The organism is Kitasatospora sp. NPDC058243, assembly GCF_042882025.1.
GTDB lineage: Bacteria > Actinomycetota > Actinomycetes > Streptomycetales > Streptomycetaceae > Kitasatospora.
On record NZ_JBHVWW010000014.1, the window covers coordinates 58,043 to 84,305 of the forward strand.

Genomic DNA, 26,263 nt, shown 5'->3' on the forward strand with positions numbered 1-26,263 from the left:
GGGCTCGTGACGTGAACTTCCCACCCACCGGGCCGCATTGGCGGCGGGCGGGGCCGGCGGTCCGGACGGGCGTGGCAGACTGCCTGCCGTGACGAGTACGAACGGTGTGACGAGTGCGAACGGTGAGTGCCCGCGGATCATCCGTACGCTGATCGCGGACGACCAGGAGGGCGTCCGGCGCGGCGTCCGGCGGATCCTGGCGGCGCAGCCGGACATCGAGGTGGTGGGGGAGGCCGCCGACGGGCTGGCCGCGCTGGAACTGGCGGCCGAACTGCGCCCGGACGTCGCGCTGGTGGACATCCGGATGCCGCGGATGGACGGACTGGAGCTGACCCGGCGGTTGGCCGGGCCGGGGGTGGCGGAGCCGGTGCGGGTGGTGGTGCTGACCACCTTCGACCTGGACGAGTACGTGTACCCGGCGCTGCGGCACGGTGCGTCCGGGTTCCTGCTGAAGCGCTCGGGGCCGGCGCTGCTCGTCGAGGCGGTGCGGGCGGCAGCGGACGGGGAGAGCCTGATCAGTCCGTCGGTCACGGTCCGGCTGCTGCGGCAGGTGACGGCGCCGCGCCGTCCGGAGCCCCGCTCGGCGCCGGTGGTGCCGTTGACCGAGCGGGAGGTGGAGATCGCCGGTCACGTGGCGGCGGGCCGGACGAACGCGGACATCGCCGCCGAACTGTTCATCTCGCCGGGCACGGTGAAGACGCACGTCGCGAGCGTCCAGCGCAAGCTCGGGGTGGCGAACCGGGTCGGCATCGCCGTCCACGCCTGGGAGATGGGCTACCCGGTGCCGCAGTGACGGGTCTCGCAGTCACGGGCACCGTAGTGACGGGCGCCGCCGCGACGGGCCCCTGCCGCGACGGACGCGTCCACGGAGCCGAGGGGGCGCTCCGTGGACGCGGGGAACCTACGAGGCGGGGGTGGCCTCCGGACATCGTGTCCTCCGGCCGGCAGTTCGATCGTCGACCGAGGTAGTACCAGTGGCAGACCCTGATCCGTCTCGATCTGTCACCACTGCCTCCTGCGGTCGAACTCCTTCAGCTGCCTCGCAGGTCCACTTCCCATCATGCGCTTCCCACGCCGTGTGCACCAGGGGTCAACCGCCTGAAATCGGATGGATTTCGCAAGTCGGGAGATTTCGGGCGGTGTTACGGCTTCGGCCAGCCGTCGACGAAGGAGAGCGTGCGGTGGTACGGCCCGTCGGGCCCGGTGCTGCGGTAGTCCTCGGTGCTGGTGCCGGTGCGGACGGTGGAGTCGCCGTCGTGGCGGCGGGCGGTGGGGCGCAGGGTGTGGTCGACGGTGGAGCGTTCGGTGACGTGGCCGCCGGTGGCCGCGGTGCTCTCGCGGTGGTAGCCGAGGTCCATGGCGGTCTGCTGGTCGGTGTTGCCGGCGGCGTCGTGGGTGACGCGGTAGGTGACGTCCAGCGGTTCGCCCTCGCGCACGGTGGTGGTGCGGTGCGGGCCGCCGCCCCAGGTGGCGGTGGTGCGGGTGAGGTCGGTGCGGTTGTGCAGGGTCACGTCGTTGCCGCTGTCGCGCAGCTGCTGGGCGGAGCGGAAGGCGAGGTCGTCGCGGACCTCGGTGGTGATCCGGCCGTGCGAGGTCTGGACCCAGCCGCGGGCGAGGTCGTGCCGGCCGGCGGTGACGGTCCAGTCGCCGCTGCCGCCGCCGTGGTCGGTGAGCCGGGTGTCGACGGCGGCCTCGGGGGCGACCCGGTGGTCGGTGAGCTGCCCGGTGGTGCGGGCGGTGCCGTGGTCGACGTCGGCGAAGAGGTTGATCTGGCCGGTCCAGGTGTCGTTGTTCTGTGCCTCGCTGGCGTTCACCGCGATGCCGACGGTGTGCGGGCGGCCGTCGAGCAGCAGTCCGACGTAGGGGGTGAGGTCGAGCCGGTAGGCGGGCAGGTCGAAGGCGAAGACGCCGGGGACGGGCCGCCAGAGCAGTGGGTCCCACCCGCCGGTGTAGATGACGGGGTAGGGCCAGACCGCGCCGGCCGTCCGCCCGTCGACGGTGAGCCGCAGTTCGCGGAACGGGCCCTTGCCGCAGGAGCCGAGGCCGGGGTTGGCGCTGACGAAGGCGTCGGGCGCGGAGGCGTAGGCGAACTCCTCGCAGGCGCCGCCGCCCCGGGTGTAGACCTCGGCGGTGAGACGTTCGAGGTTCTGCGGGAAGGTGAGCTCGCGGGTGGCGGCGGGGGCGGCCTGGGTGAGCGCGAACGGCCCGGTGGTGAGCAGGCGGTCGGCGGCGTGGGCGGCGGGCCGGCGGTCGTTCGCGGTGTAGAAGGTGACACTGGCGCTGATGGTGAAGACGCCGGTGTAGGTGGCGTCGGTGACGTTGGCGAGGTCGAGGGAGAACGGCTGCGGTCCGGCGGCGAACAGCGGGGCGTAGCGGGTGAGATCGCGCTCCAGCTTCCATTCGATGCCGTCCTTGGACGGCTCGGGGGTGGAGGAGAGCAGCACCTGGACGCCGCCGACGCGGGCGCTGAAGATGCGGTCGAACTGCCGCCCGGCGACCTGCCCGTGGAGGTCCAGGACCACCGCCGACCAGGGCCCGGCGCAGTCGGCGGGCGGGGTGAGGGTGGTGGTGTACGGGGTGTCGGGCGGGTTGCCGTACCCGTTGCGGAACTGCTGGTCGTGCATCACCTCGACGGTGCAGGAGCGGGTGTCGGGGCGGGTGAGCGGCCGGGGGGCGGTGACCGGGTCGTGGTAGTCGGTGCCGAAGTCGGCGTGGGCGGGGGTGGCGGCGGTGAGGGTGCCGGCGAGGGTCAGGGCGGCGGCGCCGAGGAGGCGGGCGGCGCGGCGAAGCAGCGGGCGGACGGCCAAGGCTGGTCCCCAGGGGTCGGGCGGCCGGCGGGCGCTGCCGCGGGCCGGGTGGGCGGTCCGGGCATCCTTTCGGCGGTGGCATGCCAGCGTCAAGGATTTGCCGGGGGTGCTTCGGGTACCCGGCGTGACCCGTCACGAGTGGCCGGGTCCGGTCCGGCCGATCCGGGCCCGGCAAGATCGGCAGGGCAGGGCCTAGTCGACCTCCAGGGCCGCCGCCTCCTGCCGGATCAGGTCGCGCAGGGTGGCCAGCCGGGGCCGGCGGTCGTCCAGCCGCCACTGCATCTCCAGCGGCAGGGTGGCCCGGCCGTCCAGCCGGACGGTGGCCACGTCCTCGGTGAGGTGGCCGGTCATCGAGCCGGGCACCAGCGAGAACGCGCGGTTGCGGGCGAGCAGGTAGAGCCGGGAGCCGACGATCCGCGGCGGGCTGACCAGCACCGGCGGGTCGACGCCGTGGTCCGCGCACAGGCCGAGCACGTGGTCGTAGTAGCGCGGGTGCTGCTCGCGCGGCCACAGCAGCAGCGGCAGGTCACGCAGTTCGCCGAGGCGCACGCTCGTCCGACCGGCCAGCGGGTGGTCCCGGCCGAGGGCGACCCGCACCGGCTCGTCGGCGATCCGCTCCAGCCGGTAGCCGGCCACCTCGTCGAGGAAGCGGCCGAGGCCGATGTCGGCGAGTTCGGCGGCCAGCGCGGTGGAGACCTGGCCGGTGTCGACGGCGACCTCGGCGGTGGTGAGCGCGGGCAGCTCCTGTTCGGCGCGGCTGACCACGGCGGGCAGCAGCCGGTTCACCACGCTGGGGGAGGCCACGATCCGGGCCGTCCCCAGCCGGGACTCCTCGTGCAGCCGCACCCGGGCCAGCAGCGTCTGGGCCTGCCCGAGCAGCCGGGCGCTCTCGGCGGCCATCACCTCGCCGGCCTCGGTCAGCGCCACCGAGCGGCGGCTGCGGTCGAAGAGCTCGACACCGACGGTCCGCTCCAGCCGGGCGACCTCCTGGCTGACCGTCGGCTGGGAGATGTGCAGCCGTTCGGCGGCCCGTCCGAAGTGCAGTGTCTCGGCGACGGTGAGGAAGACCTCAAGTTGACGCAAGGTGAAGCCCATGGCCCAAGCCTAAGCCAACTCATAGGCCAGAGCCTATGGAAAGCCCCAGGACTCATTCTGGATTCCGATGCGAACCGTCCATACGCTGAGCGACACGTTGCCCCACCGCAGTGGCATCTCACAGAGAGATCCGACCATGACCGGACTGCCCCCCAGCACCCCCGAAGCCGCCGGCTCCGCGCCGGCCACCCGTTCCGCGCGGGCCATCCACGTCTCCGAGGAGGTCGCGCAGGCCGTGGCCGACGGCCGGCCCGTGGTCGCGCTGGAGTCGACCATCTTCACCCACGGCCTGCCGCGCCCCCGCAACCTGGCCGTCGCGCTGGAGGCCGAGCGGCAGCTGCGCGAGGCGGGCGTCGTCCCGGCGACCATCGGCGTGCACGCGGGCGTGCCCACGGTCGGTCTGAGCACCGAGCAGATCACCGAACTGTCCGCGACGGACGGCCTGGACAAGGTGAGCCTGCGCGACCTGCCGGTGGTCGCCGCGCTCGGCCGCCACGGCGGCACCACCGTCGCCGCCACCGCCTTCCTCGCCCACCGGGCGGGCATCCGGGTGTTCTCCACCGGCGGCCTCGGCGGCGTCCACTTCGGCGCCTCCGAGAGCTTCGACGAGTCGGCCGACATGACCACCCTGGCCGCCACGCCGGTCACCGTGATCAGCGCGGGCGTGAAGTCGATCCTCGACATCCGGGCCACCCTGGAGCGCTTCGAGACCTTCAACATCCCGGTCATCGGCTACCGCACCCGCAAGTACCCCGGCTTCTACGTCACCGACTCCGGCCACGAGATCAACTTCAGCGTCGAGTCGCCCGAGGAGGCCGCGCGGCTCATCGAGGCCCGCGACCGCCTCGCCCTGCCGCAGGCCGTCCTGATCGCCAACCCGGTGGACCCCGCCAAGCAGCTGCCGCCGGAGGAGCTCGACGGCATCCTGGCCCGCGCCTGGGCCGAGGCCGAGCGCCAGGGCGTCACCGGCAACGCCTCCACGCCGTTCCTGCTCGACCACATCCAGCGCGACACCCAGGGCCGCAGCCTGGAGGTCAACGTCGAGGTCTACCGGGGCAACGTCCGGCTCGGCGGCCAGATCGCGACCGCGCTGGCGGCCGCCGCCCGCAGCGGGGCCTGACCCGTGCTGGGGGTGCTCGGCGACCTCGTCGAGGACATCGTCGTCTGGGTCGACGGCCCGCTGCGGCACGGCACCGACTCCAGCGCCCAGGTCTTCCGGCGACGCGGCGGCAGCGCGGCGAACGTCGCGAGCTTCGTTGCCGGTCAGTACCCGGCCCGGTTCATCGGCTGCGTCGGCGCCGACCCGGTCGGGGACGGCATCGTCGCCGAACTGACCGGGCACGGCGTGGACGTGCGGGTCGCCCGGCGCGGCCAGACCGGCAGCATCGTGGTCCTGATCGACCAGGCCGGCGAACGGACCATGCTGCCCGACCGCGGCGCGGCCAAGCTGCTGGACCGGGTGCCGGACGAGTGGCTGGCCGGCCTGACCCACCTGCACGTGCCCGCCTACTCCTTCGACGGCGACCCGGTCGGCCGCTCCGCGGTGGACGCGCTGGCGCGGGTCCGGCGGGCGGGCGGCACCACCTCGGTGGACGCCTCCTCGACCGGCATGCTGGAGCAGTACGGGCGGGAGCGCTTCCTCGCCCTGCTGGCCGAGTTGGCGCCGACCTTCGTGTTCGCCAACCGGTCCGAGGCGGAGTACCTGGGCCTGCTGGTGGGCGGGCTGCCGGGGCCGGAGCGGGCCCGGCTGGCGGCCACCACCGTGGTCACCAAGGCCGGTGCCCAGGCGACCACCGTCGACGTGCCCGGGGACGCGCCGTTCACGGTGCCCGTGCCGCCGGTGAGCGAGGTGCGCGACCTCACCGGCGCGGGGGACGCCTTCGCGGCAGGATTCCTGGCCGGCTTCCTGGAGACCGGCGACCTGCACCTGGCCGCCGGACTCGGGCACCGCAGCGCGGCCCGGGTGCTGGCCACGCCGGGGGCCTCGTTCGCGGAGCGGTGACCTCGTTCGCGGAGCGGTGACCTCAGGGGCGGCGTCGGGCGGTGTCGGGGCGGCGTTGAGGCTGCGTCGGGGCTGCGTCGGGGTGGGCTCGGGGCGGCGTCGAGCTGACCGTGCGGTGGGCGGCCCCGTGCGTGGGGGCCGCCCGCCGGGGTGCCCGGCGGCTCGCTCAGTGCAGTGCGTCCTTGCGGAGGAAACGTTTCAGCCGCTGCCAGGGCCAGGTGTTGATCACGTCCTCGGCGGTGAGCCAGCCGCGCTGCGCCGTACCGATGCCGAAGCGCGGGTAGGCGAGCTGCCCGGTGGCGTGGGCGTCGCTGTCGATCGCGAAGCGGACGCCGTGCCGCTTCGCCCGCAGGACGTCCTCGTCGCGCAGGTCGAGCCGCTGCGGGGAACTGTTGATCTCGATCGCGGTGCCGGTGCGCGCGGCGGCCGCGAACACCGCGTCCAGGTCGACGTCGATCGGGCCGCGGCGGCCGATCCTCCGGGTGGTGAGGTGGCCGATGACGTGCACGTGCGGATTCTCGCAGGCGCGGATCAGCCGGCGGGTCTGGGCGGCCCGGTCGGCGGTGAAGTGCGAGTGCACGGAGGCCACGCAGACGTCGAAGCCGGCCAGGAACCCGGGCGGCCAGTCCACCCCGCCGTCCGGGCCGATGTTCAGCTCGGTGCCGTGCAGGAGGCGCAGCTTCCGGTGGCGGTCGGCGAGTCGGCGCAGCCGCTCGCGCTGGGCGAGCATCTTCTCGTCCGTCATCCGCTGCATCACCAGGTCCGGGGCGTGGTCGGTGACGGCGTAGTAGGAGTAGCCGCGGGCGGCCGCGGTGTCGATCATCTCTTCCAGGGTGGCCAGGCCGTCGGTCAGGTCGGTGTGCGTGTGCAGGTCGCCGCGCAGGTCCGACTCCTGGACCAGATCAGGGAGTTCACCGCGCAGGGCGGCCTCGATCTCGCCCCGGTCCTCGCGCAGCGGCGGCGCGATCCACGGCAGGCCGAGCGCCGCGTACACCTCGTCCTCGGTCGCGGACGCCACCTTGGCGCCGTCCTCTTTCTCGCCGTCCTCTCCTTCGCGGCCCTCTCCTTCGGCGGTGGTCCGGAACAGGCCGTACTCCGAGAGCTTCAGCCCGGCCCGGACGGCCATCGTGCGCAGCCTGATGTTGTGCGCCTTCGATCCGGTGAAGTAGACGAGCGCCGCGCCCCAGTCCTCCTCCGGGACGACCCGCAGGTCCACCTGCACGCCCCCGGTGGTGCGCACCGAGGTCTTGGTCGGACCGCTCGCGATCACCTCGGCCACGTACGGGAGTCCGGTGAGCGCGGCCATCAGCGGGGCGGAGTCGGCGGCGGTCGCCAGCACGTCGACGTCGCCGACCGTCTCGCGCATCCGGCGCAGCGACCCCGCGTACGCGCAGCGGGCGCAGCCGGGTACGGCGGACAGTGCGGCGACGAGCTGCTCGGCCAGCTCGGTGGCCGCGTCGAGCAGCGTGCGGCCGCCGGAGCGCCGCAGCAACTCGATGCCGTGCAGGATCTTCTCGCCGCTGCGCTCGCCGAAGCCCGCCACGCCGGACAGCCGGTCGGAGCGGACCGCCTCGGCCAGGTCGTCGACGGAGGAGATGCCCAGGTCGCGGTGGAGGGCGAGGGCGCGCTTGGGGCCGACGCCGGGCACGGCCGTCATCTCCCGGACCCCGGACGGGACTTCGGCGCGCAGGGCCTCCAGGGCGGCGATCCGCCCGGTGGCGAGGTACTCGGCGACCTTCTCGGCGGTGGACTTCCCCACGCCGGGGATCTGCTGCAGGCCCTTGACGTCCAGGCCGGCGACGTCCTCGGAGTGGCCGCCCACCGCGCGGGCGGCCTTCTCGTAGGCCCGCGCCCGGAAGGCGTCCCCGTCGGTGATGTTGATCAGGTCGGCGTACTCCTGGAGCAGCTCCCGCACCTGGTCGTTGAGCCGGGGCATGGGGCCAGTCTAGGGCGGGTCCTCGGGCTCCGGCCTGGGCGGCGGCCCTCCGGGCGGGCGAAGGGAGTTCGTGAGGCCCGGCCCGGGGCCGGCGGCGCTGCGTCGCGGGCCCAGGGCGGGCCGGGCCGGGCCGGTGGCCGGGCCTGCCCCGCCGGTCGGCGGGTGTGGCATCGGCCGACCGGCGGGGGTGGTGCCCGGTTCGCGTCCCGGAGCCGGATTGTCACCCGAACGAGTGAGGTGCAGGCTGACAGCAGGGCCTGGGAAGCGGCCCGCGCCGGTCGGCCGCGGCACTGATGACGGCCGCCGGCGATGCACGAGGGGCAGGGCGATGGCAAGCGGGAAGCTCTGGGGCTATGTCGCATCGGGGGCCAGGGCGCTCGGCGCCCTCGGCGGGCCGGGTGGCCCCGGCCGTACGGGAGGGCCCGGCGGCGCGGTGGCGGGCGAGGAGGCCGGACCGTTCAGACCGGGCGAGATGGCCGGGCCCCGGGCGCTGTCCCGGCCGGAACTTGAGCGCGTCGAGTGGACCGACCGGCAGGCCGGCTGCGAGCCGCAGGCGCGGCACGTCCAGGTGACCGAAGTGGTCCGCAGGGTGGTGCGCGGCGGCGGCCGGGCGGCGGCGGTGACGGCCCGGCTGGCGCCGGGGCTGCCGGTGGTGGTCGGGGACGCCCGGCGGCTGGAGGCCGCGCTCGCCGGCCTGGTCGACCACGCGATCCGGCGCAACCCGCCCGGCGGGCGGGTGCTGGTCCGCGCCGAGGTGGCGGGCGGGCCGGGCCCGGCCGCGACGGCCCTGCGGGCGGCCGGGTTGAGCGGGGCGGCGCGACCGCGCGGGCGGGTGGAGATCCGGGTGGCCGACCGGGGGTCGTCCGAGCTGCCCGGGGCGCGGGAGTGGCTGCTCGCGGGCGCCCGCGCCGACGGGCCGGTCGGGCCCGCCGTGCACAGCCTGGTGCTGGCGGCGGGCGGGCGACTGGCGGTGGAGGCCACACCGGGCGGCGGATTGACGGTGGTGCTGCTGCTGGTGGTCGCGCACGACTGACGGACGGCCGGCGGGCAGCTCTTCGGGGCTCCACCCTTCACCGCAAAGACTTCTTCGCAAAAAACCCTTTGCAAAGATGTCTTTGCGGTTCTACGCTCCTGCCATGACCGATGAACGCGGCTGGATGCACAGCGATGACCCGCACATCGTCCTCACGGCCAAGGGCATGCGGGCGATGGCCCACCCCGTGCGCATGCAGCTGGTCGGGCTGCTGCGCAAGCACGGTCCCTCCACGGCGACCAGGCTCGCCGAGCAGCTGGGGCTCAACTCCGGGGCGACCAGCTACCACCTCCGCCAGCTCGCCGCCGCGGGCTTCGTCGAGGAGGATCCCGAGCGCGGAAACGCCCGGGAGCGGTGGTGGCGTTCGGCCCACAAGTTCACCGTCTGGACGAGTGACGACATGGCCGACGAGGAGCTCGACACGGCCGTCGGCTTCCTGCGGTCCGTCCTCACCGCCCACGCCCTGGCGGCACAGCGGTCGGTCGACGCCTTCGAGACGATGCCGCGGGAGTGGCGCAAGGCGGTCGGCCTCAGCGACGTGCTGTTGCAGCTCACCCCCGAGGAGGCCGGGCAACTGGCCGCTGATCTGTCCGCGGTGGTGCGGCGTTACCGCGCGCTGGATGCGGAGGGGCCGGCCCCGGAGGGCACCGAGCGGGTCGCCGTGGTCGTCCACGTGCTGCCCGACGCGAGCGTCGGCACCGGCGCTGGTACCGATGCCGACACCGATACCGACAGCGATGCCAGCACCGACACCGACACCGGTGAGGCGGGGTCCCGATGACCACAGTCGTCGACGCGCCCGCGCGCAGCCTCCGGCCGCTGGTCGGGGTGCTCTCCGCCATGGCCGTCTCCATCACCGGGACGCGTGTCTCGGCCATCGCCCTGCCCTGGTTCGTCCTGGCCACCACCGGCAGCGCCACCATGACGGGCCTGGTCGCCTTCGCCGAGATGGCGCCGTACGTGCTGGTCAAGGCGCTGACCGGGCCGCTGGTCGATCGGCTCGGGCCGCGGGTGGTGTCCTGGACGACGGACTTGGTGAGCGCCGTCGCGGCCGGGCTGGTCCCGTTGCTGCACGCCCTGGGGCTGCTGCCGTTCGGGGTGCTGCTGGCGATGGTCGCGGTGATCGGGGCGATGCGCGGCCCGGGGGATCTGGCCAAGTCGGTCATGGTCCCGGAGGCCGCCGACCGCGCCCGGGTGCCGATGGAGCGCGCCACCGGTCTCTCCGGCGTCACCGAACGGCTGGCTTCCACGGTCGGCCCGGCGGTCGGTGGCGGGCTGGTCGCTCTGATGGGCCCGCTGGCCGGGCTGGCGCTCAACGCCGCCACCTTCGCCCTGGGGTCCCTCGTCATCGCCTTCGCCCTGCCGCGCGGGATGGGGCGCGCGGCGGCCCCGGCACCCGCTGCCGCGCAGGCCGCAGAGGCCGAGGCCGAGGCCGGGATCGGGACCGGAGCCGGCGCCGGAACTGGCGCCGGAGCCGGAACCGGGGCCGAACCGGCGGGTTACTGGCGGATGTTCCGCGAGGGCTTCACTTTCCTGCGCTCCGATCCGCTGCTGCTCACCGTGACGGTGCTGGTCGGCATCACCAACCTGCTCGACGCCGGGTTCATCACGGTCCTCCTCCCGGTCTGGGCGCGGGAGTCGGGGAACGGCCCGGCCGCCATCGGCCTGACCGGCACCGCCGGCGGGATCACGGCGGTCGTCGGCAGTCTGATCGCGGCGGCCATCGCCCACCGGCTGCCCCGCCGGACGGTGTTCTTCGCCGGCTTCCTGCTCGTCGGGGCCCCGCGCTTCCTGGTGCTCGCGTGCGGCGCGCCGCTGTGGGTGGTGCTCACGGTCTTCGCGGTCGGCGGCTTCGGCGGCGGTTTCCTCAACCCGATCCTCGGCGCGGTGCTCTTCGAGCGGGTGCCCCGCCACCTGCTCGGCCGTGTCCACGCCCTCGGCGACTCCCTCGCCTGGGCCGGTATCCCGCTCGGCGGCCTGCTGGCCGGCGCAGCGGTCAGCCTTGTCGGGCTGATACCCACCCTGGTCGCGGGCGGCGCCCTCTACTTCGCCTCCACCAACCTGGCCGGGTTGCGGCCGGAGTGGCGCGAGATGGACCGCCGGCGCGGCCGGACGGGCACCGTCGACGGGGCGAAGCCCGAGCCCGAGTCTGAGCTGGGGACAGAGCCCGAGCCCGGGACAGAGCCCGAGCCCGAGCTTGCGCCCGCGTCGATCCCGGCACGCTCGTAGGCCTGTCGTGCAGGGGCGGCGAGGCGGGCGTGCGGTCGGAACCAGCCGGTCAGAACCAGTGCAGACAGTGCGGGGCGCGCTCGGCGCTGAAGAGGGCGTCGGCGAGGGCGGCCGCGCCCGGGCGGTGGGCCCGGATGTGCCCGGCCCGCACGAGCGTGCTCGGGGTGGTGCCGCCGAGGTAGACCGAGCCCAGGTCGCTCACGTCCAGGGACAGGTCGGGCTCCCGGTCCGTCGGGACGCACTCGGCCTTCCCGTCCCGGACGGTCAGCAGGTAGCGGCCGTGCTCGCCGAGGAACGGGTCGTCGACGTCGAGGACGAGCTCGCCGTCCACGAACCAGCCGCGCGAGGTCAGCGCACGCGGGACGTCCAGCAGCCGCACCCAGAGCCAGTCGGTGCTGCTGCTCCTCTCGCCGGCGTTGAAGTCCACAAGCTGCCAGCGCAGCGGGTGGTCGGACGGAACGTGCTTGAACACGACCTGGGAGACCAGGTCGTGTTCGAGCGCGAACCGGGCCAGGGCCGTGGCGACGGCGTCGTCGGTGGCGATGGTCTCGTCGACCGTCAAGGTGCCGTCGGCGAGCGAGTAGCAGGCGTAGCCGTCCGGGACACCGCCGGCATCCCGGTGGACGGCGACGTAGCGCGACGCCGAGGAGACCGGGGGCCGCCCCGCGCCCGAGGCCCACCAGCGGTGCGGCCGGGACAGCGCGCCGGGCTGCGTGCGGCGGTACCGGTCGTAGACCGTCTCCAGGATCTCGCCGCACTCGGCACGCCGCAGCAGCTCGATCGAGCCGGTGTCCGGGCCGGCCGCCGGGGTGTCGGCCGTTCCGCGCGCCCGGGGGAGGGCGAAGGCGGCCCGGTGGCGCGGCACCGTCAGCCGCTGCGTGTAGGTCGCCGGTCCGTAGCCGAACCTGCGGTAGATCACGGCCTCGGAGGCCAGCAGTACGGAGAGGAACTCCCCGCGGGCCCGAAACCCGGCGAGCTGGCGCCGCATCATCGCGGTGAGCACGCCCTGGCGCCGGTGCGAGGGCAGGACGCCGACGCCGGTCACCCCGCTGGTGGGGACGATGGCCTCACCGGGCAGGGTGAGCTCGAAGGTGTACGCGCCGGCGGTGCCGACGGGCCGCCCGTCCGCCGTCACGGCGAGCAGGTTGCGGTCCATCTCGGTCGCCGACCACCAGAGCCCGCCGCCGTCGGTCGGGGTTTCCGGGAAGAGCCCGAACGCAGCATGGAGCGTGTCGACGTAGACGTCGAGGTCCTGATCGGTTGTCGGACGGATCTCCATTGCTGCCGCTTCCTCCCCTGGATGACGACGGCACCACGGCTCGTGTGCCTCGCCACAGTGCAGCGTTGACCTGTGGCCCGGTCAAGCGAATTACGCTCCGGCGCCGGAGCTGTGCCCCGGGTCGTTCGGGTTCTCGGCCGGACTGTTTCCCGGACGGCTCCCGGGGCCTTCCTCGGGCCGCTCGTCCTCCGGCGGTGCCCCGACGCCCTCCAGGGTTTCGCGGACGCTGCCCGGCATCGCCGGGTGGCGGCCGATCACGATCACCCCGACCACGATGGCCAGCAGTCCGGCGGACTGCCAGGCCAGCGCACCCGGCGTCACCCGCAGCCGGTCGCCGAGGAAGCCGACCGCGCAGGCGATCCCGGACAGCGGCTGGGCGGCGGTCAGTGCCGGCAGGGACATCCGCAGCGGCGCGGCCTCGAAGGCGCTCTGCACCAGCAGCAGCCCGACCACGCCCGCCGCCACCACCGCGTACGGTTGCCAGCTGCGCAGCACCGCGTCCAGTCCGCTGTGGTCGAGGCGCTGGGTGGTGGTGCGGGTCAGCGCGTCCTGGAGGCCGTAGAGCAGGCCGGCGGCGAGGGCCAGCAGGGTGGCCTCCTCGAACAGCGGCAGCCGCCGGGCCAGCGAGACCAGCAGCAGGGTCAGCCCGACCACCGTGCCGACCACCAGCCAGTGCCGCAGTTCCCCGGCGGGCGCACCGCCGCCGGTGGGCCGGCCGGCCACGATGAACGCCGTCACCCCGAGGCCGAGCAGCAGCACCCCGGCCCAGCCCGAGCGGCCGAGGGTCTGGCGGGTCAGCACCCGGGAGAGCGCCATGGCGAACAGCAGGTTGGTCGCGAGCAGCGGTTCGACGAGCGAGACTTCGCCCTGGTTGAGGGCGAGCGCGGACAGGATCAGTCCGCACACCATGAACCCGGTGCCGAGCAGCCACTCGGGCATCCGCATCAGGTCCAGGAGCAGCCGCCAGTGCAGCAGGTCGGCACGGGGCGCCCGCTGCGCCGCGTGCTGCTGGAGGACGAAGCCGAGGCCCAGGCAGCAGGCGGCGCCGAGGGCGAGGAGGAAGACCGCCACGGAGGGACCACCCGGTTTGTCACTGCCCGCGCCGCACCGGCGGGTCCAGGTTCGGTCGGCGGTCGCGGCGCGCTTTCGTCAGCGTACCGCCGGGTCGGCGGCGGGGCCCGGTCGGCGGCGGGGAGCAGGCGGGGAGCAGGCAGGGCCGGGAGCTCCGGGGCGGGGGAGCTGGTCCCGGGGGCCGGGCCCGCAGCCCCGGGCCGGGCCCGCTTGCCGCCATGGGTCGGACGGGCGCACGCTGGTGTGAGCGGCCGCCACGGCTCACCGTCCGTGCCGGTCCGGACAGGCGCGAGGGGGCCGCTGCCAGGAGGTGTGGCATGCACAACCAGTGGGACGTGGAGCTGAGCTTCGAGGAAGACGGAGTGCACACGGCGTGCGAGGCCAGGCTGACCGGTGCGCGGGCGCCGGGCCTGCGCGCCCACGGGGAGTCGATGAAGAGCACGGACGACCGCCCGCTCGCCAGGATCGGTGAGGAGGTCGCGGCCTCCCGCGCCCTGGAGGAGCTGTCCCGCAAGCTGCGGGCGCAGGCCACCGGGGAGATCGACGACGAAGGACACCGCCCGGGGTACCTGATCTACTGATCCCCGTCCCCGTCCCCGTCCCCGTCGCCGCGCTTGCGCGGGGCGGCTCGGGGCCGCGCGGGCGTCAGGACCAGGGGTTGGCCGGCTGGTCGTTGATCGCCGTCCAGAACCGGGTGCCCGCCGGGAGGGTGCCGGCCGCCCAGAGCGACCAGCCCTGCCCGTCGTGGAACTCGGCCATTCGCCAGCCGGCGCCGAAGGAGTCCTCGCAGAGCCCGTCGGCGTCGTCCCGGCTGGTCAGGTCGGACCCGGCCGTCGGGGCCGTCGCGGCGACCTCCCCGCCCGCCCAGCTGTGGAAGCCGGCGGTGGGGATCCCGGTGGGGGCCGGGCGGCCGTCCTGGTGGAGGCAGAGCACCGGCAGTTCGGTGTCGGCGGAGGTGTCTCCGAGGTAGGGGTTGCTGGCGCCGTCGGTGCCGACGTGCACCACACCGGCGCGCTGTTCCAGGGCGGTCCAGGTCAGCCCCGGGTGTTCGCCCGCCGAGGCGGCGACGGCCGGCCCGTCGCGGTCCACGGCGAACGCGCTGCCCGGGGTGGCGGCCAGCGCGGTGAGCGCGAGCACCGCTGCGGGGGCGAGGCGTCGGACGAACGTGGGCATGGCTGCTCCAGGGAGTGGTGGGCCGACGTGGCGACGCCAGTCTGCCAGCGCCAAGTCGAGTGCGGTACAAGGGATTTGGCGACACTGGTGAGTTCGGGCCAATCCGTCGCCGGCGGCTTGCGCGCAGCGGCCGGGCCGGTTCGGCGCGGGCGTGGCGTCCGTGCCGTCCGAACGGCCCCGCCGTCAGCCGCGGGAGGCGGCGAGGAATCCGGTCAGTCGGGCGTTGACCTCCGCCGCGCCCGCCATGGGCAGGTGGTGGTGCGAGAGGCCCGGCAGGACGGCGACCGTCGCCTCGGGCAGGGCGCGGCGGGCGGCCTCGGCGATCCGGGGGGCGTGGTGGGTGCGGCTGTGTTCGGCGAACAGGGCGAGGGTCGGGGTGGTGAGGGAGCGCAGCCGGTCGAGGCCGGGGCGGGGGCCGGTGATGACGCGGGTGGCGGGGAAGTCGGCGTATCCGAGGGCGTAGACCTCGCGCCAGCCGGGGTCCGGGTGGGGGCCGTCGCCGGCCTCCCAGTCGAGGTAGGAGCGGGCCCGGGCGGCGGTGCGGCGGGGGAGGAAGAGCGGCAGGGCGTGCAGCAGGTAGTCGGGGCGGAAGCCGGCGAAGCACTGGGTGGGATCGAGGAGGGCGAGCCGGCCGACCCGGGCGGGCGCGTGCAGGGCGTACTCCAGGGCGATCCAGCCGCCGTAGGAGTGGCCGCAGAAGTCGGCCCGGGGGAGGCCGAGTCGGTCGAGGACGGTGTCCAGCCAGCCGAGCAGCCCGGGGACGCCGGCGAGTGGGGCGCCGTCGTGGACGCTGCGGCCCGGGTCGCCGATGAGGTCGGGGGCGAGGACGCGGTGCCCGGCGGCCGTCCACGCGGCGACGTTGGCGAACCACATGGTGGAGGTGGCGCCGCCGCCGTGCAGCAGGACGAGGGGGCGGCCGTCGGGAGGGCCGCAGGCGTTGATCCGGGTGGTGCCGTGGGCTGTTCGGACGGTGAGGTGCTCGACCGGGACGGGCCAGCGGGCCAGCAGCGCGTCGTAGGCGGTGAGGAAGGCGGCGGTGCGGGTGGGGGAGGGCGTGGTGCGGGCGGACATGATGGGCCTCCGCGGGGGTGTAAGGAGGCACCCGACCGGTCTGCGGGCGCTGATCCGTCTGTTGGGCGCCTCCCGGGCCGGCCGGGTGGTGCCCCCGGGCCGGCTCGGGAAGGCGTTGCGGTTGGACTCGGCGGGCACCACCGGTCTGGTGGAGTGACCGGCGGGGCGTCAGAACCAGGTCTCGCCGTAGTGCGGCCCGGGGTGGTCCTCGCGCAGCAGGCAGATGTTGGGGTCGCGCGGCGGCTCCGGCCCCTCGTGCGGGCCGACGGCCGGGCAGCGCGGCCCGACCTCGACCAGGTACTCGGGCCAGGACGCCCAGTGCAGGTCGAAGCCGACGCCCTGGACCAGCGCGGAATGGGTGCCGCCGTGCCCGCCGGCGAGGTCGCAGCGCAGGCGCGGATCGATCAGGAAGGCACCGCGCGGAACGGTGTTGTAGTGGTCCACGTCCGTCTGCGGCAGCGTGACGACGGACGGACAGTGGTGGAACTCTGCGGAACGAAGGTCCGGTTGGCTCATGGCCGCCAGCATTCCACCGGGAGCCCGGCGAGGGCCCCGGTTCCCCGCTTTTGTACGGCTCGCGGGTGACAACTGTCGTGCCGTGTACGGGTGGCCGTCACCTCTCCGGAAGGCTCCGGCTACGCGGCGAGGGACCAGCTGATCACCGACAGGGTCGCCATCGACGCCAGGGTCGACCAGAGCACCGAGTCCCGGGCGAGCCCGGTGCCCTGCCCGTACTCGCGGGCGTAGACGTAGACGTTCTGCGCGGTGGGCAGGGCGGAGAAGAGCACCACGGTGAGGAGTTGGTGCGCAGGGAGGTGGAGCAGCGGGCCGGCCACCGCGAAGGCGACCAGCGGCTGTATCAGGGTCTTGACCGCGACGGTCAGCCCGACCTCGGCGTGGCGCGAACGGCCGGTGGCCGGCGGGCGGTTGTGCAGCGACATGCCGAGGGCGACCAGGGCGGTCGGCACGCCGGCGCCGCCGAGCAGCTCGCAGGAACGGTTCAGCTCGGCGGGCAGGTGCAGCCCGCCGGCGGAGGCGGCGGCGCCGAGCGCGGTGGCCAACAGGATGGGGTTGCGCAGCGGCAGGGTGAGCAGGGCCCGGCGGCCGGCCGCGCCGCCGTCGAGGACGGCCAGCACCGCAGGCGTGACGACCAGGATCTGGAACAGCACCACCGGCGCGACGAAGGAGGCGTCGCCGAGGAGCTGCATCGCCACCGGGATGCCGAGGTTGGCCGAGTTGACGTACCCGCAGGCCATCGCGCCGATCGCCAACTCGCCGGTCTTGCGACGGAACAGCAGGCGCCCGGCGAGCAGCCCGAGGCCGATCGAGACGACGGTGCCGGCGGTGAAGGCGAGCATCGAGGGGTTGGCGAAGTGGTCCAGCGGGGTGCGGGCGATCATCAGGAACAGCGAGGCCGGCATCGCCACGTGGAAGACGAACCGGTTGAGCACCGGCTCCGCGTGCGGCCCGAGCAGCCCGGTCCGGCCGACCAGGTAGCCGATCCCGGTCAGCGCCCAGATCGGGGCGAATCCGGACAGCAGGGGGTGCAGGGATGGCATGGTTCCTCGGATCGCTCGGACGGTCTGCCAGGTGGGCCGGGGGTCTCCCGCCCCGGGGCAGTAAACCAGTGAGCGTGAACGGGCAGACCACGGGCCTACGATGAGCCGATGGAGCCCGAGAACGCGCCGACGGAACCCGAGTACCTGAGCCTGGCCGAGGTGGAGGCGATCGCCCGCCGTGCGCACGAGGGGCAGGTCGACAAGAACGGCCACCCGTACGGCGAGCACATCGCGGCGGTCGCGCACGGGACGGCCGCGCGCGGTGGCAGCGACGCCCAGATCGCGGCGGGCTGGCTGCACGACACCGTCGAGGACGACCGGCTGAGCCGGGAGTGGCTGGCGGGGGCCGCGCTGCCCGGGGCCACCAAGACGATCGTGGACGCGCTCACCCGCCGCCCCGACGAGCCGGTCGAGGCGTACACCGCGCGGGTCCTGGCCACGCCGGGCGCGCTGCTGGTCAAGCGGGCCGACCTCGCCCACAACTCGGACCCGGCCCGGCTGGCCGCGCTGGACGTCGCCACCGCCGAGCGGTTGGCCGCCAAGTACGCGCGGATGCGGGAACTGCTCGGGCTCACCGGCGAGCTCTGAGCGGCGGGGCGTGGCCCGGGCTGGGCGAACCAGGAGCAGGCTGGGCGAACGGCGGGGCGGGTCGGGCGAGCCGGGGCGCGGGCTGGGCGAACCGCGGGAGGCGCCGCACGACCTGCGAGAGGTGTGCGCGAACCACGAGAGGGCCCGGGCCACGCGGATCGCGCGGGCCCGGGCCCTCTGGGGTCACCCCGGTGATCCCTGTCCGACCCCCGGGGTGAGGGGGGAGTGGTCAGGATGCGGGTGGAGTCCGGTGAGCCGAGGTGGTCGGCTTAGTACCAGTGGTTGGCCTGCCAGAAGTTCCAGGCGGCGTTCGGGCTGCCGTAGCGGGTGTTCATGTAGTCCAGCGCCCACTTGATCTGGGTGGTCGCGTTGGTCTTCCAGTCGGAGCCGTGCGTCGCCATCTTGGAGCCCGGCAGCGCCTGGGCCAGGCCGTACGCGCCCGAGCTGGCGTTGGTCGCGGTCACGTTCCAGCTGGACTCGTGGGCGATGATCTGGCTGAAGGAGGCCAGCTGGTTCGCCGGGACGATCTGGGCGGCCACGGCCTGCGGGGACAGGGTGGCGGCGTTCGCGGTGGCGGGCAGCACACCCGCGCCCAGGGCGGTCAGACCGGCGGCGCCGGCGAGGATCGCGGCGGAAGTGCGCATACGGAGCTTGAAAGTGGGCATCTAGAACAGGACCTCAATCAGGTTGGGCCGGGTCACGCCCCGCCTTGGACCACGGCCGGACAGGGGCCGAAACGGTCGTGGGGCGTGACCTGGCAGTAAGTCGCTACCGGCGGGACAGGTGCCGGTGCGGCTGACGACTGAGCCATTGTTGGCATGCCGGATCGGGCGCCGCCAAGACCCCCTTGTTACGACCTCCGGTCGTACGGGGGGCGGCCGCCGTGGATTCGAAGGGCCGGCTGCGCGGGGCGCGCCGACCGGTCGTGACCTGTGCGAACACCCCGTCGGCAGGCTGTGGCGCGGGTGCCCGGAAGCTGCCACTATCGCCCGTCGTGGACCGCATTCCGGTGTGAGCGCACTCACCGTTTGGGCCGCTGCGGCCGTCACCCGCCGGTCTGCGGCCGGCACGTTGGGTACAGACGATCTCGCCCCCGTTGAGACCGGCGCCACACCCGCTGGGGCCCGGGGGAGACCGTCGGGCTGCGGCGGAGATCGACGGCCCCCACCAGGGGTTCAGCGGCGGTCGCCGACGTTCAGCGGAGATCGCCGAGGCGGCGGTGACGCAGGGCCCGCGCCGTGAGGCGGTCCGGCTCCGGCAGCGCCGCCAGCCCGCCGAGCGCGGCACCGACCGCCCGTCCGAGCCGTGCGCAGAACGCCTCCGGCTCGTCCGCCGCGTCCGGCCGCTCCTCGACCACCTCGTCCACCAGCCCGACCTCCGCCAGGTGGCCCGCGCCGATGCCCTGGGAGCGGGCCAGCTCGGCGGCGTGCCCGCCGTCCCGGTGGACGATCGCGGACGCGCCCTCCGGCGGCAGTGGCGCCAGCCAGGCGTGCCCGGCGGCGAGCACCCGGTCGGCCGGGAGCAGCGCCAGCGCGCCGCCGCCCGAGCCCTGGCCGAGCAGCACCGCCAGGACGGGCGTGCGCAGCGCCAGCAGGGTGGTCAGGCAGTGCGCGATCTCGACCGCGATCCCGTCCAGCTCGGCCTGCGCGGACAGTTCGGCCCCGGCCGTGTCCACGACCGTGACCAGCGGCAGCCCCAGCTGCTCCGCGACCCGCGCGGTGCGCCGGACGGCCCGCAGGTCGGCGGCGGTGAACGGGCGCTCGTGCTCCGGGGTCTGCCGCTGCTGGCCGACCACCAGCACCGGCCGACCCCCGAGGACGGCGAGGGCGCGGACCAGCGCGCCGTCCCGCCCGCCGGGGGCGTCCAGCAGCACCAGTTCCTCAGCGGTGTGGCGCAGCAGCTCGCGGGTGCCCGGGCGGTCGGGGCGACGGGTGCGGCGCACGGAATCCCAGGCGTCGGGGTGTTCGGCGGTCTTGTCGGGGGTGTGGTCGGGGGTGTGGTCGGGGCCGGGGGCGCCGGTGCCGCCGGCGTCGGCGCTGCCCGGGGCGGGCGCGGTGGTGGCGAGGACGGCGAGCGTGCGGCGGACCAGCTCGCGCAGCTCCTGCGGCGGCACGACGGCGTCCACCAGACCGCGCCCGGCGAGCGTCTCCGCCCGCTGCACGTCCGGGGGCAGTTCCACGCCGCGCAGCTCCTCGTACACGCGCGGGCCGAGGAAGCCGAGCCGGGCGCCCGGCTCGGCGAACACCAGCTGGCCGAGCGTGCCCCAGGAGGCGAAGACCCCGCCCATGGTCGGGTTCCGTAGATAGGTGAGATAGGGGAGACCGGCTGCGCGGTGCGCCTGGACGGCGGCGGTGATCCGCAGCATGCACAGGAAGGCTGCCGACCCCTCCTGCATGCGCGTCCCGCCGGAGACGGGCAGGGCGAGCAGCGGCAGCCGCTCGGCGGTGGCGCGCTCGACGGCGCGGGTGATCCGCTCGGCGGTGGCGACGCCGATCGAGCCGCCGAGGAAGCCGAACTCGGAGGCGACCAGCGCCACCGGTCGCCCGCCGACCAGGCCGGCGCCGGTGAGGACGGCCTCGTCGAGACCGGTGCGTGCGCGGGCCCGGTCGAGCGAGGCGCGGTAGCCGGGGTCGGCGGGCGGGCCTGCGGGCGGGTCGGTCGGCGGCTCGTCCCAGCCCTGGAAGGCGCCCGGGTCGACCAGCAGTCCGATCAGCTGCCGCGCGGTCAGCGGCGCGCCCGTGCCCGTTCCCGCACTCGGGCTCGGGTGCGCTCCCGCGCCCGTTCCCGTGCCCGTGCCCGTTGTCCCCGTGTTCATGCCCACCCCGTCAGCGGTCGTTCCGGCCCGACATGATCCGTCACTCTATGCGGCGCGACTGGAGCGGGGAGCGAACGTGAGGAAGCTGTGAGGAGGCCGACAGCGGTCAGGTCGCTAGTTCGACGGCGGTCGACCCATGGGGTGTCCGGGCGGTTCGTGGACGGCTCCGGCGGGGTTCGGTCCGGGGTCGGGATACGGCTCAAGTCGCTGGTCAGGCAGGCGAGTTACCCGTCGGTTAATAGTTTGTCGCAGGGCTTCCGGAGTTGTCGGTGGCTGGTCACACTGGTGGACATGACCCGCACTCTACGCGCGTGGAAGACCCGCGCTGCCGCCGTCACCGCCGTCGCCCTGATGACCCTCGCGCCCGTCGCCGTCGCCACCGAGGCGCACGCCGACGTGAGCGGCACGGTGTGTCTGTCCACCCTCCCGCCCGAGGCGACCGACACCCTCAACCTGATCGCCACCGACGGGCCGTTCCCGTACTCCCAGGACGGCGTCGTGTTCCAGAACAGGGAGCACGTCCTGCCCGGCCAGTCCTACGGCTACTACCACGAGTACACCGTCATCACGCCCGGTGCCCCGACCCGCGGCACCCGCCGGATCATCACCGGCCAGGCGACCCAGGAGGACTACTACACCGGTGACCACTACGTCACGTTCTCGCTGATCGACCAGGGCTGCTGACACGCGCCCCACGCCCCTCCCGGCCCCGGCGCACGTATCCGCCGGGGCCGCCGGGCCCGCAGGAACACCGGGCCCGCAGGAACGCCAGGGGCGGCCCCCGCCCTGGCGGCCCGCCGCGACCGGCCTCAGAGCTCGGACGGCCCCCAGGCGTCCACCACCAGCTCGTCCCCGACCCGCAGCGTGCCGGGCCGCAGCACCGCGAACTTGCTGCCGAACGCGACCCCGCCGCCCGCCGCCCGGCGGTAGCCGGCCAGCGTCCGCAGCGGCTCCGGACCGGCCTTGGCGCCCGTCGACTGGTCGACCAGCGTCACCGAGCAGCGGATCGCGAGCTTGGCGTAGGCCAGCTCGGCGCCGCCCACGGTGATCCGGCGGGTCAGGTCCTCGGTGTGCGGTTCGTCCCAGCCGTCCACCACCAGGTTCGGGCGGAACCGGTCCACCGACATGGGGAGTCCGCCGCTCAGCGCGTTGAAGCGCTCCAGCGACGCACGGGACAGCAGGTGCACCGCGCAGCTGTCGGCGTAGCCGGACGTGCCCGGTACCAGCCCGTCGGACACCCGGTCGTGCTCCGGCGGCACCCGGACCAGCCGGCTGCGGACACCCAGCACCCCGGACAGCCAGTCGGCCACCTCCTCGCCCTGGTCGATCCCGAAGAACGGGGCGCCGAACAGCTGGACCGCCCGGCGCGGGCCCTCGGTGTCCACGGTGACGGTCACCGGCTCCACGCCCGGGGCGTCAAGGGTCAGCCGGCGGCCGTCCTCCCCGACCGTCGGGCGGACCGTGGCCAGGAGGCGGTCCCGGCGCTGGGAACGGAACACCCCGTCCTCGTCCACCACCATGAACGCCCGGTCGTGGGCCAGCCCCGCCGGAGTCAGCTCCGCGCGCGCCACCTCGACCCCGGCACACCCCTTCACCGGGTAGTACCGCAACTCCACCACTTCGGCCATGGCCGCCCCCTCGACTCACCGCGGCCCCTCGCGGGCCGCCGCGGACCCCGTGCGGAATCAACGCCTCCGTAGGGTAGTTGACCGCCCCCCGACCGCCCGCCCCCGGGATTGCTAGGGTCGGGACATGGCACCGAGCAGCGCGAACCCCCCGGGACGGCTCCGGCGCGACGCCCAGCGCAACCGCGATCTGCTGCTCGCCGCCGCCCGCGGCATGTTCTCCCGGCACGGCCTCGACGTCCCGCTGGACCAGATCGCCAAGGAGGCCGGCGTCGGCAACGCCACCCTCTACCGCCACTTCCCGACCCGTGAGGCGCTGATCGGCGAGGTGTTCGCCGACGCCGCCGTCGGCCTGGCCGGGGCCGGTGAGGAAGCCCTCGCCGCCGCGGACGCCTGGACCGCCCTCGAACGCTACTTCGAGCGCATCTTCGAACTCGTCGCCGCGGACCGGGGCATCAACGACCTCGTCACCCAGGCCATCCCCACCATCCCCGGCATGATCGAGATCAGCCGCCGGAACGCCGCCACCGTCGGCGCCCTCATCGCCCGCGCCCAGGACCAGGGCACCATGCGGCGCGACGTGGTCGCCATGGACCTGCTCTTCCTGCTCGGCCCGCTCTGCCGCGCCCTGCCCGCCACCACCGACCTGCGCCCCGACCTCTGGCGCCGCTACCTCGCCCTGCTCCTCGACGGTTTCCGCGCCCAGGCCATCCACCCGCTGCCCGTCCCCCCGATCGGCGAGGAACACCTCGACCGGATGTTCGCCGACCTCTGGGAAGCCGAACCACCCGGGGCGTAGGCGAGCTGCTCCACGCCGTAGCGGCCCCGGAGCATCAGGGACACGTACGGAACACCCGCGCGCGCGTCAGAGGCGTGTCAACGGGCGCCGGAGGTGCGGTGCCGGCCCGCTTTGCTGGAGGACGACAGCACGGCACGGCGGTACGGACCGAGAGGCGGGGCGAACCATGGCGGACAGCGAGATATCCGGCGCGGACGAGGCAGCGGAGCGGGCCGACCGCGCGGGCCGGATCGTCGTCGGCGTCAGCGGCTCGCTCGGCAGCCTCGCCGCCCTCCACCACGCCGTCGCCGAAGCCCACCGCACCGACGCCGAGGTCCTCGCCCTCCTCTGCTGGACCTCACCCGGCGAAGAGATCGGCTACCGCCGCACACCCTGCCCGGCCGCCATCACCGCAGGCCGCGACGCCGCCGTCGCCCGGCTCCGGCAAGCCCTCGACGAGGCCTTCGCCGGCCGCTACGCCGGAGTCCGGCTGCGCTGCCAGGCCGTCCGCGGCGACACCGGACACACCCTGGTCCGCTTCGCCGACCACCCCGACGACCTGCTCGTCCTCGGCGCCGGCAGCAGCCGCGGCTGCCTCTCCCGCGCGCTGCGTCCCTCCGTCGCCGCCTACTGCGTCCGGCACGCGAGCTGCCCCGTCCTGGCCGTCCCCCGGCCGCCGCTGCAGCGCGACCTGGAGGCCATGGAACGCGGCCACGGCCTGCGCTCCCTCGTCGGGGGGCAGTAGGCCGCGCCCGCCGCGGCGCCGCCCGCCTACGACAGCCCGGCCGCCTCGGCGAGGACGGCGGCGGTCCGGCGGCCGGCGCGCAGCACGGCTTCGGCGGTGGTGGGGAGGCAGCGGTCGGCGCCGGCGTCGTACACGGTCATGACGACGCCCGCGTGGTCGGTGGCGGATTCGAGAACCCGTACCGCCGACATCTGCTTTGTCAGAGCAGCGCTCAGTTGCCGGGTGTGCTCGATGTCCAGCACCCCGTCCTCCGTGCCGTGGACCAGCCAGAGCGGGACGGGGGAGGGCTGATCGGCCAGCAGGTCGAGGGGGGCGTCCCCGGTGGTGATCGCCGGGCGGGCGTAGCTGGAGGCGATGCCGACGGCGGCGATGGGACGCTGCTCGGCGGGGGTGTCCGGGTGAGTGGCCACGGCTATGGCCTCCCGGCCGCCCAGTGACCAGCCGGCCAGGACCAGGCGGTCCGGGTCCCCGCCGTACGCGGCGGCGGTGTGGCGGGCGTGGGCGAGCGAGGCGAGCAGTTCGGCGCGGCCGCCGTCCGGCAGGTCGGAGCGCCAGTCCGGGACGAGCACCAGCAGGCCGAGCCCGGCGGCCTCCCGGGCGAGCGGCCGCAGCACGTCGCGCTCGTCAGGGCCCCGGCCGTGCCACAGCAGTACGACGGGCGCGGGCCCGACGGTGCCGACGGGCGGGCGGTGCACGTCCATCAGCCGCCCGTCGGCGTACGGGATGGCCTCGGGTTGAGCGCTCGTCATGCGGGGTTCGCCTCCGGTTCGGTGCCTGATCACGGAGCTGGTACTGTACTTCTCGTCGCGAGGGAGATGATTTCTCGTCAGGCGTCAGTGGTGCTACCAGAGCACGTCCTACTTTCAGTAGGAAGAGTCCGTGCGATCCGGGCCTGGCGCTCCAATTGTCGGACGGGGTCCGGTGCCTTTCAAAGGGTGCCGGGCCTTGTTTGCTTTTGGGGTGGGGGTTGGCGGGGGTTCGGTGTGTGGCTGTGGGGCTGGTATTGTTCTGGGTGTCGCGAGGGAGATGATTCCTCGTCAGGCGTCAGTGGTGCTACCAGAGCACGTCCTACTTTCAGTAGGAAGAGTCCGTGCGATCCGGGCCTGGCGCTCCAATTGTCGGACGAGGTCCGGTGCCTTTCAAAAGGCGCCGGGCCTCATTCGCTTTTTCGGGCTGTTTCGGTGCGCGGTCAGGACTTGGTGAGGCGGGCGAGTTCCGCCGGTGATTCAGGACGGTTGGCGGTCGGAGCCGAGTTCGCGGGAGATCCGCAGTCCGGCCTGGGCGACGACGGGGCCGAGGGCGCGGACGCGGGCGGCGGTCATGCGGGAGGTCAGGCCGGAGACCGACAGGGCGGCGGTGACCTCGCCGGCGTGGTCGAAGATCGGTGCGGCGACGCAGCGGACCTCGGGTTCGTTCTCGCGGTCGTCGATGGAGTAGCCGCGGGCGCGGATCCGGGAGAGGTCGGCGCGCAGCCGGGTCTCGTCGGAGATGGTCCAGGCGGTGACCGGGCGCAGGCCCGCGGCGACGACCTCGGTGACGGCCTCGTCGGGCAGCCAGGCGAGGATGGCCTTTCCGGTGGCGGTGCAGTAGGCGGGGGCCCGGCTGCCGACGCGGGAGGCCATGCGGACGTTGGTCTCGTCCTCGACCTTGTCCAGGTAGACGATTCCGGGGGCCTGCCAGACGGTCAGGTGGACGGTCTCGCCGGCCTCGCGCTGGAGCCGGCGCAGGTGTTCGGCGGCGACGCTGCGCAGGTCGAGGGTGGAGAGGTAGGCCTGGCCGAGGCGCAGTGAGCCGTGGCCGAGCCGGAACCAGCCGGTCTCGCGGTCGCGGTCGAGGAGGTGCTCGTCGAGCAGCGGGCCCGCGAGCCGCAGCACGGTGCTCTTGTTGAGGCCGAGCGCTTCGGCGAGCTGGGCGAGCGGGACGCCGCGCCCGTCGCTGTGGTCGCGGACGTGGCCGAGGACGGCGAGCGCGCGGCGCAGCGAGGACGACTGGTTGCGTTCGGTCGCGGGTTTGCGCCCGGCGGCCGCGCCCGAGGGCCGTTCGGCCGCCGCGCCGGTGGGTCTGTCGGCCGCCGTGCCCGCGGGCCGCTCGGTCTCCGCGTCGGGCCCCGTCTCCGTCATGGGTGGTCCGTCCCCTGTCTCGTTCCGCTGTCGAGTGCTGCTGCCATGTACTGCTGCCGTGTGCTGCTGCCGCGTTCTGCCGGTGTTCCCCCGCTCGACGGCGGCGGTTGTCAGAAGGTACCCGTTCGCGTTCGCAACGCCGCTTCTTCGACACAACGTTGTGCAGTGCAAAACTTCCCGAACCCCCTCTTGTTGGCGCCGATCGCCCGCGCTTAACGTCCCTGCCATCGAGCAGGCGACGCCGCCCCACCCGAACGGTCCGCCCTGCCGCACCCCCGTACCGGCCTGCCCGGGACGCCCCCCAACGCGTCCGGGCCGTCCTCCACCCACACCCACC

The 26,263-nt window shown here is 74.5% G+C and carries 24 protein-coding genes and 1 tRNA gene; 11 read left to right on the forward strand and 14 right to left on the reverse strand.

All coding sequences use genetic code 11. The features are described 5' to 3' along the window. Window positions 1–88: 88 nt before the first annotated feature. Window positions 89–793, forward strand: coding sequence for a response regulator transcription factor (locus ACFVX9_RS12640; RefSeq protein ID WP_363371036.1), 705 nt, complete (start codon window positions 89–91; stop codon window positions 791–793). 349 nt (window positions 794–1,142) lie between these two features. Here ACFVX9_RS12640 and ACFVX9_RS12645 read toward each other — a convergent pair whose 3' ends face one another. Together ACFVX9_RS12645 and ACFVX9_RS12650 are read right to left on the reverse strand one after the other, a co-directional pair. After that, window positions 1,143–2,807: a peptide-N4-asparagine amidase gene (locus ACFVX9_RS12645; RefSeq protein ID WP_387981546.1), complete on the reverse strand. Its 1,665-nt coding sequence runs from the start codon at window positions 2,805–2,807 to the stop codon at window positions 1,143–1,145. Window positions 2,808–2,999: 192 nt separating this feature from the next. Further along, window positions 3,000–3,902, reverse strand: a complete 903-nt coding sequence (locus tag ACFVX9_RS12650; protein ID WP_063350236.1) for a LysR family transcriptional regulator — start codon at window positions 3,900–3,902, stop codon at window positions 3,000–3,002. Window positions 3,903–4,038: 136 nt separating this feature from the next. Here ACFVX9_RS12650 and ACFVX9_RS12655 point away from each other — a divergent pair, with 136 nt between their 5' ends. Together ACFVX9_RS12655 and ACFVX9_RS12660 are read left to right on the forward strand one after the other, a co-directional pair. After that, complete coding sequence (locus ACFVX9_RS12655) at window positions 4,039–5,022, forward strand: pseudouridine-5'-phosphate glycosidase (protein WP_363371028.1); 984 nt, start codon at window positions 4,039–4,041, stop codon at window positions 5,020–5,022. Window positions 5,023–5,025: 3 nt separating this feature from the next. Next, entirely contained in the window at window positions 5,026–5,904 is an 879-nt protein-coding gene (locus tag ACFVX9_RS12660) for a carbohydrate kinase family protein (protein ID WP_387981547.1), read from the forward strand. Between the two features lie 166 nt (window positions 5,905–6,070). Here the strand turns inward: ACFVX9_RS12660 and polX are convergent, their stop codons facing one another. Then, entirely contained in the window at window positions 6,071–7,840 is a 1,770-nt protein-coding gene (gene polX, locus ACFVX9_RS12665; RefSeq protein WP_387981549.1) for a DNA polymerase/3'-5' exonuclease PolX, read from the reverse strand. Between the two features lie 328 nt (window positions 7,841–8,168). Here polX and ACFVX9_RS12670 point away from each other — a divergent pair, with 328 nt between their 5' ends. From ACFVX9_RS12670 to ACFVX9_RS12680, 3 genes are all read left to right on the forward strand, one after another. Further along, window positions 8,169–8,873 carry a hypothetical protein gene (locus ACFVX9_RS12670; RefSeq protein ID WP_380370365.1) on the forward strand — a complete coding sequence of 235 codons (705 nt, stop codon included), beginning with the start codon at window positions 8,169–8,171 and terminating at the stop codon, window positions 8,871–8,873. A gap of 103 nt (window positions 8,874–8,976) precedes the next feature. Beyond that, window positions 8,977–9,654, forward strand: coding sequence for an ArsR/SmtB family transcription factor (locus tag ACFVX9_RS12675; RefSeq protein ID WP_380487261.1), 678 nt, complete (start codon window positions 8,977–8,979; stop codon window positions 9,652–9,654). Beyond that, window positions 9,651–11,102, forward strand: coding sequence for an MFS transporter (locus ACFVX9_RS12680; protein ID WP_387981551.1), 1,452 nt, complete (start codon window positions 9,651–9,653; stop codon window positions 11,100–11,102). Before ACFVX9_RS12675 ends, ACFVX9_RS12680 begins: the two co-directional genes overlap by 4 nt. Before the next feature lie 49 nt (window positions 11,103–11,151). Here ACFVX9_RS12680 and ACFVX9_RS12685 read toward each other — a convergent pair whose 3' ends face one another. After that, entirely contained in the window at window positions 11,152–12,381 is a 1,230-nt protein-coding gene (locus tag ACFVX9_RS12685; protein WP_387981553.1) for a GNAT family N-acetyltransferase, read from the reverse strand. A 90-nt stretch (window positions 12,382–12,471) separates the two neighbouring features. Then, entirely contained in the window at window positions 12,472–13,452 is a 981-nt protein-coding gene (locus tag ACFVX9_RS12690; protein ID WP_380487255.1) for a DMT family transporter, read from the reverse strand. A 317-nt stretch (window positions 13,453–13,769) separates the two neighbouring features. Between ACFVX9_RS12690 and ACFVX9_RS12695 the strand changes: the two genes are divergently transcribed. Continuing rightward, the gene (locus ACFVX9_RS12695) at window positions 13,770–14,033 is read left to right on the forward strand and encodes a dsRBD fold-containing protein (RefSeq protein ID WP_063350242.1); all 264 of its coding nucleotides are present in this window, start codon (window positions 13,770–13,772) and stop codon (window positions 14,031–14,033) included. 64 nt (window positions 14,034–14,097) lie between these two features. Here the strand turns inward: ACFVX9_RS12695 and ACFVX9_RS12700 are convergent, their stop codons facing one another. The 4 genes from ACFVX9_RS12700 to ACFVX9_RS12715 all read right to left on the reverse strand — a co-directional run bounded on the left by ACFVX9_RS12700 (window position 14,098) and on the right by ACFVX9_RS12715 (window position 17,255). Next, complete coding sequence (locus ACFVX9_RS12700) at window positions 14,098–14,625, reverse strand: hypothetical protein (RefSeq protein WP_380370351.1); 528 nt, start codon at window positions 14,623–14,625, stop codon at window positions 14,098–14,100. A gap of 183 nt (window positions 14,626–14,808) precedes the next feature. Continuing rightward, a complete protein-coding gene (locus ACFVX9_RS12705) occupies window positions 14,809–15,696 on the reverse strand; it encodes an alpha/beta fold hydrolase (protein WP_380486766.1) in 888 nt (295 codons plus the stop codon). A gap of 168 nt (window positions 15,697–15,864) precedes the next feature. After that, a complete protein-coding gene (locus tag ACFVX9_RS12710) occupies window positions 15,865–16,212 on the reverse strand; it encodes a hypothetical protein (protein ID WP_159398553.1) in 348 nt (115 codons plus the stop codon). Between the two features lie 119 nt (window positions 16,213–16,331). After that, window positions 16,332–17,255 carry an AEC family transporter gene (locus ACFVX9_RS12715; protein WP_063350247.1) on the reverse strand — a complete coding sequence of 308 codons (924 nt, stop codon included), beginning with the start codon at window positions 17,253–17,255 and terminating at the stop codon, window positions 16,332–16,334. A 108-nt stretch (window positions 17,256–17,363) separates the two neighbouring features. Here ACFVX9_RS12715 and ACFVX9_RS12720 point away from each other — a divergent pair, with 108 nt between their 5' ends. Then, a complete protein-coding gene (locus ACFVX9_RS12720) occupies window positions 17,364–17,843 on the forward strand; it encodes an HD domain-containing protein (protein WP_380342521.1) in 480 nt (159 codons plus the stop codon). A 269-nt stretch (window positions 17,844–18,112) separates the two neighbouring features. On the opposite strand, the gene ACFVX9_RS12725 is transcribed toward ACFVX9_RS12720, so the two are convergent. Together ACFVX9_RS12725 and ACFVX9_RS12730 are read right to left on the reverse strand one after the other, a co-directional pair. Continuing rightward, window positions 18,113–18,487: a transglycosylase SLT domain-containing protein gene (locus ACFVX9_RS12725; RefSeq protein WP_244293519.1), complete on the reverse strand. Its 375-nt coding sequence runs from the start codon at window positions 18,485–18,487 to the stop codon at window positions 18,113–18,115. 551 nt (window positions 18,488–19,038) lie between these two features. Continuing rightward, window positions 19,039–20,658, reverse strand: a complete 1,620-nt coding sequence (locus tag ACFVX9_RS12730) for a carboxyl transferase domain-containing protein (protein ID WP_387981556.1) — start codon at window positions 20,656–20,658, stop codon at window positions 19,039–19,041. Window positions 20,659–20,949: 291 nt separating this feature from the next. On the opposite strand from ACFVX9_RS12730, the gene ACFVX9_RS12735 reads away from it, so the two are divergent. Further along, the gene (locus ACFVX9_RS12735; RefSeq protein ID WP_063350250.1) at window positions 20,950–21,342 is read left to right on the forward strand and encodes a ribonuclease; all 393 of its coding nucleotides are present in this window, start codon (window positions 20,950–20,952) and stop codon (window positions 21,340–21,342) included. A gap of 125 nt (window positions 21,343–21,467) precedes the next feature. Here ACFVX9_RS12735 and ACFVX9_RS12740 read toward each other — a convergent pair whose 3' ends face one another. Beyond that, window positions 21,468–22,286 (reverse strand): MOSC domain-containing protein, encoded by an 819-nt coding sequence (locus ACFVX9_RS12740; protein WP_387981557.1) that lies wholly within the window; start codon window positions 22,284–22,286, stop codon window positions 21,468–21,470. Between the two features lie 124 nt (window positions 22,287–22,410). Between ACFVX9_RS12740 and ACFVX9_RS12745 the strand changes: the two genes are divergently transcribed. Together ACFVX9_RS12745 and ACFVX9_RS12750 are read left to right on the forward strand one after the other, a co-directional pair. Beyond that, on the forward strand, window positions 22,411–23,082 hold the full coding sequence (locus ACFVX9_RS12745; RefSeq protein WP_063350252.1) for a TetR/AcrR family transcriptional regulator: 672 nt from the start codon (window positions 22,411–22,413) through the stop codon (window positions 23,080–23,082). Window positions 23,083–23,248: 166 nt separating this feature from the next. After that, on the forward strand, window positions 23,249–23,806 hold the full coding sequence (locus ACFVX9_RS12750) for a universal stress protein (protein ID WP_380486759.1): 558 nt from the start codon (window positions 23,249–23,251) through the stop codon (window positions 23,804–23,806). A gap of 153 nt (window positions 23,807–23,959) precedes the next feature. Here ACFVX9_RS12750 and ACFVX9_RS12755 read toward each other — a convergent pair. Together ACFVX9_RS12755 and ACFVX9_RS12760 are read right to left on the reverse strand one after the other, a co-directional pair. After that, window positions 23,960–24,035 (reverse strand) — tRNA-Val (locus ACFVX9_RS12755). A 997-nt stretch (window positions 24,036–25,032) separates the two neighbouring features. Next, a complete protein-coding gene (locus tag ACFVX9_RS12760; RefSeq protein WP_387981559.1) occupies window positions 25,033–25,926 on the reverse strand; it encodes an IclR family transcriptional regulator in 894 nt (297 codons plus the stop codon). Window positions 25,927–26,263: the final 337 nt, after the last annotated feature.

Excerpts from the sequence above, each read along its gene's own strand:
- ACFVX9_RS12675 (WP_380487261.1), top strand. The coding sequence starts at position 8,977 with ATGACCGATGAACGCGGCTGGATGCACAGCGATGACCCGCACATCGTC.
- ACFVX9_RS12715 (WP_063350247.1), bottom strand. The coding sequence starts at position 17,255 with ATGCCATCCCTGCACCCCCTGCTGTCCGGATTCGCCCCGATCTGGGCG.
- ACFVX9_RS12740 (WP_387981557.1), bottom strand. The coding sequence starts at position 22,286 with ATGGCCGAAGTGGTGGAGTTGCGGTACTACCCGGTGAAGGGGTGTGCC.
- ACFVX9_RS12710 (WP_159398553.1), bottom strand. The coding sequence starts at position 16,212 with ATGAGCCAACCGGACCTTCGTTCCGCAGAGTTCCACCACTGTCCGTCC.
- ACFVX9_RS12745 (WP_063350252.1), top strand. The coding sequence starts at position 22,411 with ATGGCACCGAGCAGCGCGAACCCCCCGGGACGGCTCCGGCGCGACGCC.
- ACFVX9_RS12720 (WP_380342521.1), top strand. The coding sequence starts at position 17,364 with ATGGAGCCCGAGAACGCGCCGACGGAACCCGAGTACCTGAGCCTGGCC.
- ACFVX9_RS12750 (WP_380486759.1), top strand. The coding sequence starts at position 23,249 with ATGGCGGACAGCGAGATATCCGGCGCGGACGAGGCAGCGGAGCGGGCC.
- ACFVX9_RS12655 (WP_363371028.1), top strand. The coding sequence starts at position 4,039 with ATGACCGGACTGCCCCCCAGCACCCCCGAAGCCGCCGGCTCCGCGCCG.
- ACFVX9_RS12705 (WP_380486766.1), bottom strand. The coding sequence starts at position 15,696 with ATGTCCGCCCGCACCACGCCCTCCCCCACCCGCACCGCCGCCTTCCTC.
- ACFVX9_RS12700 (WP_380370351.1), bottom strand. The coding sequence starts at position 14,625 with ATGCCCACGTTCGTCCGACGCCTCGCCCCCGCAGCGGTGCTCGCGCTC.
- ACFVX9_RS12735 (WP_063350250.1), top strand. The coding sequence starts at position 20,950 with ATGACCCGCACTCTACGCGCGTGGAAGACCCGCGCTGCCGCCGTCACC.
- ACFVX9_RS12730 (WP_387981556.1), bottom strand. The coding sequence starts at position 20,658 with ATGAACACGGGGACAACGGGCACGGGCACGGGAACGGGCGCGGGAGCG.
- polX (WP_387981549.1), bottom strand. The coding sequence starts at position 7,840 with ATGCCCCGGCTCAACGACCAGGTGCGGGAGCTGCTCCAGGAGTACGCC.
- ACFVX9_RS12680 (WP_387981551.1), top strand. The coding sequence starts at position 9,651 with ATGACCACAGTCGTCGACGCGCCCGCGCGCAGCCTCCGGCCGCTGGTC.
- ACFVX9_RS12650 (WP_063350236.1), bottom strand. The coding sequence starts at position 3,902 with ATGGGCTTCACCTTGCGTCAACTTGAGGTCTTCCTCACCGTCGCCGAG.
- ACFVX9_RS12760 (WP_387981559.1), bottom strand. The coding sequence starts at position 25,926 with ATGACGGAGACGGGGCCCGACGCGGAGACCGAGCGGCCCGCGGGCACG.
- ACFVX9_RS12725 (WP_244293519.1), bottom strand. The coding sequence starts at position 18,487 with ATGCGCACTTCCGCCGCGATCCTCGCCGGCGCCGCCGGTCTGACCGCC.
- ACFVX9_RS12695 (WP_063350242.1), top strand. The coding sequence starts at position 13,770 with ATGCACAACCAGTGGGACGTGGAGCTGAGCTTCGAGGAAGACGGAGTG.
- ACFVX9_RS12685 (WP_387981553.1), bottom strand. The coding sequence starts at position 12,381 with ATGGAGATCCGTCCGACAACCGATCAGGACCTCGACGTCTACGTCGAC.
- ACFVX9_RS12670 (WP_380370365.1), top strand. The coding sequence starts at position 8,169 with ATGGCAAGCGGGAAGCTCTGGGGCTATGTCGCATCGGGGGCCAGGGCG.